The organism is Acinetobacter sp. FY731, from assembly GCF_059515905.1.
Genome location: NZ_JCAKNB010000002.1, coordinates 191,488 through 204,240, shown reverse-complemented (window position 1 = coordinate 204,240; position 12,753 = coordinate 191,488). Strand labels below are relative to the sequence as shown.

Here is a 12,753-nt window from a genome sequence, read left to right as displayed (position 1 = left end):
CATTATAGATAAATACTTTTTGGTCTTATGAAAACTCAATTTAAGGCATTATTTAGTGCTGCACTTATTGTGATGGGTGTAGCTTCAACTGCAACGACTCAAGCTGCAGATCGTGAATTTTTAAATGTTTCGTATGATGCAACACGTGAATTTTATACTGAATTTAATCAGTCATATGGTGCATATTGGAAGTCTAGAACAGGTCAAACTGTAGACTTTAAGCAATCTCATGGTGGCTCGGGTAAGCAAGCACGTGCTGTAGTGGATGGTTTAAAGGCCGATGTTGTAACTTTAGCACTTGCCAATGATATTGATGAAATTGTTAAGTCTGGACAAATTAAGGCAAATTGGCAAAAAGAGTTTCCGTATAATTCTGCACCATATACATCTACAATTGTATTTATGGTTCGAAAAGGTAATCCAAAAGGGATTAAAGATTGGAATGATTTAACAAAACCAGGTGTTGAAATTATTACGCCAAACCCTAAAACAGGTGGTTTACCTCGTTGGGTTTATCTATCTGCTTGGGGATATGCACTGAAACAACCAGGTGGTAACGAAGCTCAGGCTAAAGAGTTTGTAGGAAAGTTATACCATAATGTAAAAGTAATGGATTCTGCAGCTCGCGCATCTATGACGACATTTGCGGAGCGCGGTATTGGAGATGTACTTTTAACTTGGGAAAATGAAGCACTTATTACACAAAAGACCTTGGGTAAAAATAAGTTTGATATTATTTATCCATCTATTTCAATTTTAACTGAGCCATCGGTAGCAATTGTAAATAAAACAGTTGAGAAAGATGGAAACCAATGGTTAGCAAAGGGTTACATTAACTATTTGTATTCTCCAATTGGTCAAGAAATGGCAGCTAAGCATTACTACCGCCCACGTAATGCAGAAGTTTTAGCTAAATATAAAGCGCAATTTCCTGCATTAAAAACATTTACGATTAATGAAGTATTTGGTGGTTGGGCAAATGCTCAAAAAACTCACTTTGCAAATGGTGCGATTTTTGATCAAATTTACAACTCAAAACGCTAATTTATGAACAGAAAAATACCAGCTTTAAAGCTGGTATTTTTTTATAAACTCTTCATAAGATTCACTTTTCATTGTTTCTAAATTTAGAACACGTGAGTAAGCTGGAGGGGTAAGTCCGAAGTACTCATAATGTATAGCAAAATCGGTTAGGTAATTGACGGTAGGAATATGAATGTGTGCACGTTTGAGATCTTGTTTTAATACTTCAGCCCAAATAATTCGATCATCTAACATACCCATACCTTCTGTTTTGAATAGCCAATGACGGCACACATCAAAAGCATCTCGATGGAAAAAATAACAGCTTGTATCGACAAATTTAACGCCGTCACACTCGGGGCATAAACCTAAAAATGTTCCATTTTCTTTTAAATACAAATTACGCGCTGTTGAGATTACAGGTGCTTTGTGTTCATTATAAACTTGGCGGATATTAGGAATATGCTCAGGCTCGTACCAATTATCCGCATCTAAAAAACAAATACCATCGTAAAGCTGTGCAGAAGCAATTGCAGCCCCAATGCCACGAGGTGTATCACCATAATCATTTAGGGATGTAGGTAATTTAATATGAACACAGTTCCAAGTGTCTAGAATGGTATTGGGAACTCCATCAGATATAAAAAAATGAGTTACGTTAGAGCCTTGAGTTAAAACACTTTCATGGCACTTTTTAAGTTGTTCAAGTGACTCTTTATCATAGGGAGTGACGACTGCAATTTTGAGCATAGTCTTATTTTTTATTCACTATTTTTATGATGAGTAAATACTATCGTATTTAGAAAATGATTGGAATGTAGGAGCGTTATAGATGATTTTGTCTAAATTATTTGTTTAAATTAGCGTTGAAACGGTTTTCTCAATTGAAAGTAATAATTAAGTACAAAAAGTCGTTTGGAGCTTTGTTAAAACAAGGTAATAATGTGAGGTTATATTTTTAGCTTTTTCATTTGAATAACTATGTCGCATATTTCTGTATTACTTCACGAAACTATTGATGCTTTGCTCGCTGAACGCAATACAGGTATTTATATTGATGGTACCTTTGGACGAGGTGGGCATACTCGTTTACTTCTATCAAAATTAGATGAAAATGCACGAGTTTATGCGTTTGACAAAGATCCTCAAGCTTTAGCTGTTGCAGCAGAATTAGAACAAGAAGACCCACGTTTTAAAATTATTCATGCCAGTTTTGCAGATTTAAAACAAGAACTTGACGAGAGAAATATTGGTCAAGTTGATGGTGTTATGGCTGACTTAGGTGTGTCATCACCACAGCTAGATCAGGCGGAACGTGGTTTCAGTTTTATGAAAGATGGTCCTCTTGATATGCGTATGGATAATTCACAAGGTCCAACTGCAGCACAATGGCTTGTAGATATTGAAGAAGAAGCACTTGCCAATGTAATTTATCAATATGGTGAAGAACGCTATAGTCGCCGTATTGCCAAAGCAATTAAAAATGCAGGTTATATCGACACAACAGCAAAACTTGCTGAAATTGTAAAAGTTGCTCACCCAAAATGGGAAAAAAATAAACATGCTGCAACCCGTACATTCCAAGCTATACGTATTGCTATTAATAAAGAATTAGAAGATATTGAGGTTTTCTTACCACAAGCAGTTGATGTATTAAAAGAAAATGGTCGATTAGCTGTAATTAGCTTCCACTCTTTGGAAGATCGTTTAATTAAACAATTTATTCAACAAGAATCGACTTTGCCGGAAGATACAGGGTGGGGCTTACCGCAGAAGCAAAAAGATACACGTAAATTAAAGAAAATTTCACGTATTCGTGCAAGTGATGAAGAGGTTAAAGCAAATCCTCGTTCGCGTAGTGCATGGTTACGAGTTGCAGAAAAGTTAGCTTTAAAAGGCGAATAATGAAAACAGAAGTTGTTGAAGAAAAAAGCGAAAATTTGCGCCTAAAACGTAGAATTGCTTATGCAGTTCTACTGTTATTGGTTATGGCAAGTGCAATTATGGTTGTACTACAGGTATTTCAATATCGTCATGACTATCGTGAATTGAGTTCTTTTTATCGTGAACGTGATGATTTAAATGCAGAGTGGGGGCGTTTGTTGATTGAACAGCAAACCTTTGGTGCGACTGCACAAATTGGAACACGTGCGGTAACACAACTTCGTATGTATTCTCCACCTGCAACGCAAACTGTTGTAATTTCGATACCGACTTCGACTGAAAATAAAAAATAGGACTGGCTTTCAATGGTAGAACCACGAAAAAGACAAACAGGTAAAAAACAACAGTCGATTACCAGTCGAAATGCAGTTAGTGTTGAAATGTGGCGCTTTTATTTAATGTGGGGCGTTGTTTTATTCTGCTTCATTGCATTAATTGGTCGTGCGTTTTATGTACAAATTGTAAATCATGATTTTTTGCAAAATAAAGTTAATGCTAAAATTTTAAGAACCGAATCTATTAAAGCAATGCGTGGGGTCATTTACGATCGTCATGGAGTGCCACTTGCGATTAGTACGCCCATTATGAAAGTGGTGATAGATCCGCGTGATTACTTTGAAACTAAAAAATTATATGAAGATATTTCAGCAGAGCTAGTAAAAGATCCAGATAATAGAAAACTGAAACGTCAATTGCCAGATAGTAATCTTAATTTAGATGAACTTGCCGATGCAGTTGGAATGGATCGTGCTGAATTACGTAAAAAAATGAATGAACGTCCACGTTCACGTTATTTAGTATTGAAAAAAGAAGTACCACCACAGCAAGTAGATTTAATTTTAAAGCGTGATTTTCAGGGTGTTTACAGTGAAAAATACTATAAACGCTATTATCCGCAACCTCAGCCAAATGCACAAATTATTGGTTTGACCAATAGTGAGGGTGTGGGTGTTGAAGGTTTAGAAATGCAATTGAACTCACGTTTAGCAGGTGTGGATGGTGAGCAACAAGCCATACGTGATAAGCGTGGCAATCGTGTTAAAGATCCTGAAATTGTTAAAGAAGTTGAAGCTGGTGAAAATATTACCCTCAGTATAGATTCACGTCTGCAATATATTATGTACCGTGAGTTAACAGCGGCAGGTGTTGCAAATAATGCACGTTCTGCAACAGCAATTACGGTTGATATTAAGACAGGTGAAATTTTAGCAATGGCAAGTTGGCCATCTTATAATCCAAACGATAAAAAAGGTTTGGGTAATAAAGATGCGATGCGTAACCGCGGTGCAGTAGATTCCTTTGAGCCGGGTTCAACAATGAAACCATTAACGGTTGCTATGGCTTTGGAAAGCGGTAAATTTACAACAAATTCAGTCATTAACACCACACCGGGTTCTATGCGTGTAGGTAATCATACTATTCGTGATACGCATAATTATGGTCCACTTACTTTAGGTGGCATTATTCAAAAGTCATCTAACGTGGGTGTGGCAAAAATTGCACTATCATTGCCATATTCAACATTACCTACATTTTATAAACGCGTTGGTTTTGGTGAGCGTTCTGCGGTTAAGTTCCCAGGTGAAAGTGCGGGTTTAATTTTGCCGAAAAGCAAATGGAATGTTTCTGAAGTTGCAACGATGGCTTATGGCTATAGTTTAAATGCAACAGTTCTACAGTTAGCAGATGCGTATGCAATGATTGCAAATAAAGGGAAAAAAATGCCTTTGAGTTTATATAAACTTGAAGAGCTCCCGAAAGGCGAGCAAATGATTGACCCTAAAATTGCAGATCAAGTTTTACTTATGATGGAAGCTGTAACTTTACCAGGTGGTACAGCACGTCAAGCTGATATTCCAGGCTATCGTGTAGCAGGTAAAACAGGTACAGCGCATAAGTTAAGAGCAGACCGTAAAGGCTATTCTCAGTCAGATTATCGTGCACTATTTGCCGGTGTTGCACCTGTCAGTGACCCACGTTTGGCAATGATTGTGGTCGTAGAGAATCCTAAAGGTCAATATTATGGTGGTTTAGTTGCTGCCCCAGTTTTTGCACGAGTAATGCAAGAATCTTTACGTTTAATGAACGTACCCTTAGATAAACCCTTAGATGCTCCCAAAGTTCAGTAAATAGGTGAAGAATGTCAATTACATTTCAAGAACTATATAGCGTAGACCAACCCTCTGAATGGATGACGCAACAATTTCAGGGTTTTAATCTCGATAGTCGCAAAGTGACAACAGGGCAAATATTTATTGCCCTGACTTCGTTTTCACAGCCTGAAAAAACCATAGAATTTGCACAGAAAGCATTAGTAAATGGTGCTTTAGCTATTGTTTCTGAAACTAATCTTGGTTTGGGAAATGCAGTTGTTGTACCAAATGTACGCCATTTAATGGGACAGTGGGAAAAGCAATATTTACTTGCAACGCAACCCGTATCTTTAGCGCGTATTATTGCTGTCACAGGTACAAATGGTAAAACAACCATTTCGCGTTTAGTCGCTGAATTATTAATGTTGCAAGGCAAAAAATGTGCAGTGATGGGTACAACAGGGAATGGCATTTTGCCAAACTTGGAAGCATCATCGCATACCACATTAGATGCAGTGCATTTACAAACTGCATTACATGAATATGCACAGCAAGGTGCAGAATTTGCAGCAATTGAAGCAAGCTCACATGGTTTAGAACAAGGGCGTTTAAATGGTTGTGATATTGAAATTGCAGCGTATAGCAATTTAAGCCGAGACCATTTGGATTATCACGGTACGCTTGAAGCTTATGCTGAAGCGAAATCACGCTTATTTAAATTTGAATCTTTAAAAGTTGCGATTATTAATATTGATGATGAACATGCATCTATTATGATTGCTGCTGCTAAATCAAATCCTGCTAAGCCAAAAATATTAACGTACTCAACAACTCAAGTTGCTGATTATCAAGTTCAAAATATTGAATATAGCTTAAGTGGTGCAAGTTTTAAGCTTGTTACAGAACAAGGCACATTTGACGTAAATAGTCCGTTATTGGGGCATTTTAATGTTGAAAATATCGTGGCGAGTTTAATTTCGGCAGAACAAGCTGGTTTTGCGTTGGCAGATTTAATTGCAGTTGCACCGCAGTTAAAAGGTGCACCAGGTCGTATGCAAGTGATTCGTGATGATGAGCGTTTATTTGTGGTCGATTATGCACATACTCCTGATGCTTTAATTCAAGTATTACAAACACTCAAACGTCACGTATCGGCTCAGCTTTGGGCGGTATTTGGTTGTGGCGGCGACCGTGATCGTGGTAAGCGCCCACTGATGACACAAGCCGCAATTGATCATGCTGATGTTGCTTTAATTACTTCAGATAATCCGCGTACTGAAAATCCTGAACAAATTTTTGCTGATATGAAAGCAGGAATTCAGTTCGATCAACATATTGTTCATGAAATTCATGACCGCCGTGAAGCGATTAAATTTGCAGTAAAAAATGCCAAAGATGGCGATATTGTGGTTATTGCGGGTAAAGGACACGAAAACTATCAAGAAATTGATGGTGTTCGTCATTGGTTTGATGATGTTGTTGAAGTTCAGTCTGCAATTGATGCACAACATAATAATTTAGATTCAGCATATCCAGCTCAATAGGAAAGATTATGCATACATCGACAACGAGTACTGTGCCTTTAGAGCCATGGACAGCAAAACAGTTAGAAGAAGCGACTCAAGGTTATTGGCATAATGGCAAAGCACCTCAAGGGGAAATTAAACGGGTATTAACAGACTCGCGTGATGCAGAAAAAGGCGATGCTTTTTTAGCTTTAAAAGGTGAGCGATTTGACGCGCATAACTTTGTAGCGCAAGTGGCGAATAATGGCTGTGAAGTAGCAATTGTGAGCCATCCTATAGATGCAGATATTTGCCAATTAGTTGTTGCAGATACACGTTTGGCATTAGGTCATTTAGGTGCTTGTCGTCGTGCGAAAAACTCACAATTAAAAGTGATTGCACTGACGGGTAGTAGTGGTAAAACCACAACTAAAGAAATGTTGGGTAGTATTTTATCTCGCTTAGCACCAACCTTAATTACGCGTGGAAACTTAAATAACGATTTAGGCGTTCCAATGATGTTGTTAGAGCTTCGTGCTGAACATCAATATGCAGTAATGGAGTTGGGTGCGAGTCATCAAGGTGAAATTGATTACACTTCAAGTTTAGTTAAGCCACATGTTGCAGGCATTATTAATATTGGGACTGCACATTTAGGTGAGTTTGGTGGACGTGACGGTATTTGCCGTGCCAAATCTGAAATTTATGCACATATTGCTCAAGATGGAACATCTATTGTTCCTGCGGCAGATGATTTTGCAGATGATATTCGTAAAGCAATACAAACAAAAAACACGTTAAGTTTTGGTTTGGGTGGTGATGTTTTTGCCACCGACATCGCATTACACGCGCAATCATCGAGCTTTACTTTAAATACGCCACAAGGTAACAGAACGCTTAATTTACCATTTGCTGGTGAGCATAATGTTCAAAATGCAACGGCTGCTACAGCATTTGCATTATCTATTGGCATTGCTTTAGATGATATTGTACTTGGATTAGAACAGGCGACTGGTGCAAAAGGTCGTTTAAACTTTATTCAACATAAACAGCATTTATTTATTGATGATACTTACAATGCAAATCCGACCTCTATGCGTGCTGCAGCTGAAGTTTTAGCGCAACAAGAAGGCGTAAGGGTGATGGTTATTGGTGATATTGGTGAATTAGGTGCAACTGCGGCACAGCAACATTACATGTTGGGTCGAGATTTAGTGTCTACGAAAGGCTTAAATTTTGTGGTGGCAGTCGGGGAATTTGCACCTGCTTCACAAGAAGGCGCGCGTAGTACACAATATGGTAAAAAATTACAGGCATTCTTGACACAAGAGCAAGCTTTGCCATTTTTAATAAGTTTGATCGAAACACATCAACCTCAGACCATGAGTTTCCTATTTAAAGGGTCACGTTATACCCACATGGAAACCTTGATGGCTGACCTGATGGAGAAAATCTAATGCTGTTATGGCTATTTGAACATCTTGCGGGCTATAACAGCTCATTCCAAGTTGTGCGTTATTTAACTTTACGTTCATTGTTGAGCGTATTGACTGCTCTTACTATCGGATTAGTACTTGGTCCAATCATGATTCGTAAGCTTCAAGCTTTGAAATATGGTCAGGCGGTAAGTTCATTTGCTCCAGAAAACCATGCGAAAAAAATGGGTACACCAACAATGGGTGGTGTACTGATTTTACTCTCAATTGGTATTTCTACATTACTTTGGGCAGATTTATCTAACCCTTATGTGTGGATTGTATTGGCTGTAATGGTGATTTTTGGTGCCGTTGGTTGGGCGGATGACTGGATCAAAATTCGTTACAAAGATAATGCTGGCTTACCTGCGAAAAAGAAATTCTTTTGGACATCTGTCGGTTCAATTGGTGCTGGTATTGCGTTATATGTGATTGCAAAACAACAACCAGATGCGAATGTATCAGCAGATATGTTGGATATTCTGATCCCTTTCTTTAAGGAAATTAGTATTCCACTTTCCATGATTCCTCTTGGTATTGGTTTTATTGTCTTTACTTATTTTGTAATTAACGGTGCATCAAATGCAGTGAACTTAACAGATGGTTTAGATGGTCTTGCGATCATGCCAATTGTTCTTGTTGCTGCGGGTTTAGGTGTATTTGCCTACCTATCTGGTGATATTCGTTTTGCGAACTATTTACATATTCCTTATGTGAAATACACATCTGAACTTGTTGTCATTTGTGCGGCAATGATTGGCGCAGGCTTGGCATTTTTATGGTTTAACGCACATCCTGCACAAGTCTTTATGGGCGATGTAGGTGCATTATCTTTAGGTGCAATGTTGGGTACAATTGCGGTGATGGTTCGTCAAGAAATCGTATTTGCTATTATGGCAGGTGTGTTTTTGGTAGAAGCAATATCTGTATTTTTACAAATTGGTTCATTACGAATGCGTAATAAACGCGTATTTCTTATGGCGCCATTACATCATCATTATGAGAAAAAAGGATGGCGTGAAACACAAGTTGTTATTCGCTTCTGGATTATTACAATTATGCTGGTAGTTTTGGGCTTAATGACCTTAAAATTACGTTAAGTAAATTGCATAGAAAAAGTCGGCAATTGCCGGCTTTTTTTATTGTGAAATTTTTGGAGAAAATGATGAATCTACTAATGTGTCCTGTATGTCGAAAGGCGCTGAAGCTTACTGACAGAACTTGGCGCTGTGAGAGTAATCATAGTTATGACATGGCAAAACAAGGCTATGTGAATTTGCATGTTGTGCAGCATAAACACAGCAAAAATCCGGGTGATACGCCTGAATCTGTTCAAGCGCGTCGTGCATTTTTAAGTGCAGGCTATTACGCGCCATTACAACAAGCAGTGGTTGAAAAGATACGTGAGTTACGCATTGAAAACTTGCTTGATATTGGCTGTGGCGAAGGCTATTACACCAATGCGATGCAAGCCGAAGTGATGCAATGTGTAGGTGTGGATATTGCAAAAAATGCGGTACAAGTTGCTGCGAAGTTAAATAAAGATGTGGCTTGGATTGTTGGTACAGGTGCAACTTTGCCAGTGCTCGATGAGTCTATTGATTTATGTACAAGTTTATTTAGCCCAATTCCAAAAGAAGAAATTTTACGTGTACTCAAAGTAAATGGTTATTTGCTTGTGGTTACTCCTGCAACTGAACATCTTTATGCAATGCGTGAAGCACTTTTTGAAGAAGTAAAACCGCATGATTCACATAAGTTTGTAGAACAACTTTCAAGTGACTTTGAGCTTGTGGAGGAAGTGGTGGTAGATGCGCCATTTACGTTGCCTCAGCAAGATTTAAAAAATCTAATAGCAATGACACCGTATGCTTACAAAGCAAAAGTTGAACGTCGTGAGGCATTGGAGCAAAAAGAAAGTTTGAAATTAAAAGCGCAATTCCAAATTTATGTGTTTAAGAAAAAATAAACATTACATGTTTCATTTTTCAAATAAAAAGCCCTCAAATGAGGGCTTTTTATTAAAGAGTGAGTAGTGATTATTGAACTTGGTCAATCAAATTTTCTAGAGCATCTTTTTTCTGATTAGATGGTTTCACTTCAGATTTATTCTGCATCGGAGGTGGTGCTTTTTGAGAAGGTGTAAGCACGGTGTTTGGTAAATCTGAAAAATCTCGATCAGCGGTTGATGGTGCTTCTACAGGTGCTGGACGATATACAGGTCGAGCTAATGGCGGAGTAGAGCGGTCGATAGGTTTTGCAGGTTTGTCCAGTTTTTCATGGACAGTTGTTGCATACTTGTTATCTAAACGAACCCACGATTCTGGTGTGCCTTCTAGGGCTTTAGCCATGAAGTTTGTCCAAATTGGTAAAGCTGCAACACCACCATATTCACGACGTCCTAATGTTGTTGGTTGGTCAAAACCGACCCATGCAATAGAAACCAACTTCCCATTAAATCCAGCAAACCATGCATCTTTGGCATCGTTTGTTGTTCCTGTTTTACCACCTAAGTCATTACGGCCAATACTCAGAGCTGCTCGACCTGTACCATGAACAATGACATCTTGTAGGATGTTTGCCATATCAAATGCAGAGCTGGATTTTAAAATACGCTGTGCTTGGCGATATTGGGTTTTATCTTCAGTAGTTGTGGTTATAGCTTTATCTTTTTGAGTTGCTGCAATAACCTCATCATCAGGTGTAATCACATCGGCAGAATCTACTGAATCTTCATTAATGCATTCAATACATGCGTATTCAGGGTTTGCTTGATAAATGATTTTTCCATAAGCATCTTCAATGCGATTAATGAAATGTGGTTGAATGCGATAACCGCCATTTGCAAAAGTTGCATAGCCTGTTGCCATTTGTACAGGTAATACTTGTGGTGTACCTAAAGCAATAGTGTAGTTGCTCGGGATATGATCTTCTTGTAAACCAAAGTCCATAAGAAGTTGGCGTGCGCGACTAATTCCTACTTGTTGAAGCAATCTTACCGAAACGGTATTACGAGATAAATATAAGGCACGACGCAGTGGAATAGCCCCTAAATAGCGACCATCTGAATTCTTAGGTGTCCATTTACCAATCGTAATAGGAGAGTCATCTACCATGGTATAAGGTGTCATACCTTTTTCTAATGCGAGTGCATAAATGAAAGGTTTGATGGTAGAACCCGGTTGACGCCAGCCTTGAATTGCACGGTTAAATGAAGATTGATAGAAGTTATATCCACCGACTATGGCTTCGATTGCACCATTATTTGGATTGAGTGCAATAAGCTGCCCTTGTACACGCGGAACTTGAATCAGTGACCAAGCTGTTTTATTTTCATTTGGTCGGAGGCGGATAATATCATTCACTTTAACAATTTGTGATGCTTTGGTAGGTGCTGCCCCCACTGCATTTGCATTGATATAAGGGCGAGCCCAAGACATACCTGCCCAATTTACAGTAACGGTTTTACCATCTTGCATAAGTGCTTCAAAGCTAGAACTATGTACTGCTATTACTTTTGCTGGATAAGTATTGGCAAATATAGGAAAATTTTTAAGAGGCTTATCGTATGCTTCTGCACCACGCCAACCATGACGACGGTCATATGCTTCTAGACCTTCTTGAACGGATTGTTCTGCATAAGCCTGACGTTTGCTATCAATAGTTGTGTAAACTTTATAACCTGAATCAATTGCTTGTTCACCAAACTTTTCAACTAATTCTGAGCGAACTAATTCTCCAACATAGGGAAATCGATTGCTGATACCACGGTCGGGCATATTCAGATTAATCGGTTCAGCTGTAGCAACTTGATATTCATGTTGATTGATATAACCAAGTTGAAGCATTCGACCTAAAATCCAATTTCGACGTTCAAGAGCTCTTTCGGGATTGGCAACAGGGTTGTATTTAGAGGGTGCTTTGGGTAAACCTGCAATCATTGCCATTTCGGCAATTGAAAGCTCATTAACACTCTTGTCATAATAAATTTTAGCGGCTGCCGCAATGCCGTATGCATTTTTACCTAGAAAAATTTTGTTTACATAGAGCGTTAAAATTTCTTCTTTCGTTAAATTTTGTTCGATTTTTCTTGCTAAGAAGACTTCGGTCAGCTTTCTTTTGATTGTTCTTTCTGGGCTTAAGTAATAGTTTTTTGCCACTTGCATTGTGATGGTCGAACCACCAGTTTGTACATTTGATCCTGTAACAGCCTCACTAACGGCTCGCCCTAAGCCCTTGAAACTAATACCACTGTGCTCAAAAAAAGATGAGTCTTCTGCTGCAAGAAACGCATAAGTAAATTTTTTAGGAATTTGATCATATTCCATTGGAATAGAAAGTTTGCCACCATATTCTGCAATTAACTCATTATCGGCACTAAAAACCTGTAAAGGCTTGAGAAGTGGAGCTTTTTGTAAGCTAGACATTTCAGGTAGTGACGGTGCGATATATAGATACATACCGTAAAATCCCATAGGGATTACAGCTAAAATGATAGTAATTAACAAAAAAAATGGATGAACACGACCCGAACAAGATAGCTTTTTCATAACAAGTGAGTTTTAATAAGGGCTAATGGCAAACTAATTGATAGTCAGTATATCCTTTAAGGATGTCGATTGTTAGATGAGTTATTGTATACCTTAATAATAATAGAACATCATCGATTAGTAGCTTATTTTTTTTTGGGGAAGAAAAATAATAGGAATTGAC

General features: G+C 38.3%; 10 protein-coding genes. 8 read left to right on the top strand and 2 right to left on the bottom strand.

Annotated elements, in window-relative coordinates:
* Positions 1-27 precede the first annotated feature (27 nt).
* The gene (locus AC5YC8_RS03125) at positions 28-1,044 is read left to right on the top strand and encodes a sulfate ABC transporter substrate-binding protein (protein ID WP_496117303.1); all 1,017 of its coding nucleotides are present in this window, start codon (positions 28-30) and stop codon (positions 1,042-1,044) included.
* Between the two features lie 24 nt (positions 1,045-1,068).
* Here AC5YC8_RS03125 and AC5YC8_RS03120 read toward each other — a convergent pair whose 3' ends face one another.
* Positions 1,069-1,773, bottom strand: coding sequence for a hypothetical protein (locus tag AC5YC8_RS03120; RefSeq protein ID WP_496163506.1), 705 nt, complete (start codon positions 1,771-1,773; stop codon positions 1,069-1,071).
* 231 nt (positions 1,774-2,004) lie between these two features.
* On the opposite strand from AC5YC8_RS03120, the gene rsmH reads away from it, so the two are divergent.
* The 7 genes from rsmH to AC5YC8_RS03085 all read left to right on the top strand — a co-directional run bounded on the left by rsmH (position 2,005) and on the right by AC5YC8_RS03085 (position 10,009).
* Positions 2,005-2,928, top strand: a complete 924-nt coding sequence (gene rsmH / locus AC5YC8_RS03115; RefSeq protein WP_496117306.1) for a 16S rRNA (cytosine(1402)-N(4))-methyltransferase RsmH — start codon at positions 2,005-2,007, stop codon at positions 2,926-2,928.
* Positions 2,928-3,260, top strand: a complete 333-nt coding sequence (ftsL, locus tag AC5YC8_RS03110; RefSeq protein WP_496117308.1) for a cell division protein FtsL — start codon at positions 2,928-2,930, stop codon at positions 3,258-3,260. The genes rsmH and ftsL overlap by 1 nt, the downstream gene beginning before the upstream one ends.
* A 12-nt stretch (positions 3,261-3,272) precedes the next feature.
* Complete coding sequence (gene ftsI / locus AC5YC8_RS03105) at positions 3,273-5,096, top strand: penicillin-binding protein PBP3 (protein ID WP_496117310.1); 1,824 nt, start codon at positions 3,273-3,275, stop codon at positions 5,094-5,096.
* An 11-nt stretch (positions 5,097-5,107) separates the two neighbouring features.
* Positions 5,108-6,604, top strand: coding sequence for a UDP-N-acetylmuramoyl-L-alanyl-D-glutamate--2,6-diaminopimelate ligase (locus tag AC5YC8_RS03100; protein ID WP_496163505.1), 1,497 nt, complete (start codon positions 5,108-5,110; stop codon positions 6,602-6,604).
* 8 nt (positions 6,605-6,612) lie between these two features.
* Positions 6,613-8,022 (top strand): UDP-N-acetylmuramoyl-tripeptide--D-alanyl-D-alanine ligase, encoded by a 1,410-nt coding sequence (locus AC5YC8_RS03095; RefSeq protein WP_496163504.1) that lies wholly within the window; start codon positions 6,613-6,615, stop codon positions 8,020-8,022.
* A complete protein-coding gene (gene mraY / locus AC5YC8_RS03090) occupies positions 8,022-9,140 on the top strand; it encodes a phospho-N-acetylmuramoyl-pentapeptide-transferase (protein ID WP_496117315.1) in 1,119 nt (372 codons plus the stop codon). Before AC5YC8_RS03095 ends, mraY begins: the two co-directional genes overlap by 1 nt.
* Before the next feature lie 65 nt (positions 9,141-9,205).
* Entirely contained in the window at positions 9,206-10,009 is an 804-nt protein-coding gene (locus AC5YC8_RS03085) for a putative RNA methyltransferase (protein WP_496163644.1), read from the top strand.
* Positions 10,010-10,079: 70 nt separating this feature from the next.
* Here AC5YC8_RS03085 and ponA read toward each other — a convergent pair whose 3' ends face one another.
* Positions 10,080-12,590 carry a penicillin-binding protein PBP1a gene (ponA, locus tag AC5YC8_RS03080; protein WP_496163503.1) on the bottom strand — a complete coding sequence of 837 codons (2,511 nt, stop codon included), beginning with the start codon at positions 12,588-12,590 and terminating at the stop codon, positions 10,080-10,082.
* Positions 12,591-12,753 lie beyond the last annotated feature (163 nt).

Bases quoted from the DNA above. Each gene is read 5' to 3' on its own strand.
- AC5YC8_RS03125 (WP_496117303.1), top strand. From the start codon at position 28: ATGAAAACTCAATTTAAGGCATTATTTAGTGCTGCACTTATTGTGATG.
- AC5YC8_RS03120 (WP_496163506.1), bottom strand. From the start codon at position 1,773: ATGCTCAAAATTGCAGTCGTCACTCCCTATGATAAAGAGTCACTTGAA.
- rsmH (WP_496117306.1), top strand. From the start codon at position 2,005: ATGTCGCATATTTCTGTATTACTTCACGAAACTATTGATGCTTTGCTC.
- ftsL (WP_496117308.1), top strand. From the start codon at position 2,928: ATGAAAACAGAAGTTGTTGAAGAAAAAAGCGAAAATTTGCGCCTAAAA.
- ftsI (WP_496117310.1), top strand. From the start codon at position 3,273: ATGGTAGAACCACGAAAAAGACAAACAGGTAAAAAACAACAGTCGATT.
- AC5YC8_RS03100 (WP_496163505.1), top strand. From the start codon at position 5,108: ATGTCAATTACATTTCAAGAACTATATAGCGTAGACCAACCCTCTGAA.
- AC5YC8_RS03095 (WP_496163504.1), top strand. From the start codon at position 6,613: ATGCATACATCGACAACGAGTACTGTGCCTTTAGAGCCATGGACAGCA.
- mraY (WP_496117315.1), top strand. From the start codon at position 8,022: ATGCTGTTATGGCTATTTGAACATCTTGCGGGCTATAACAGCTCATTC.
- AC5YC8_RS03085 (WP_496163644.1), top strand. From the start codon at position 9,206: ATGAATCTACTAATGTGTCCTGTATGTCGAAAGGCGCTGAAGCTTACT.
- ponA (WP_496163503.1), bottom strand. From the start codon at position 12,590: ATGAAAAAGCTATCTTGTTCGGGTCGTGTTCATCCATTTTTTTTGTTA.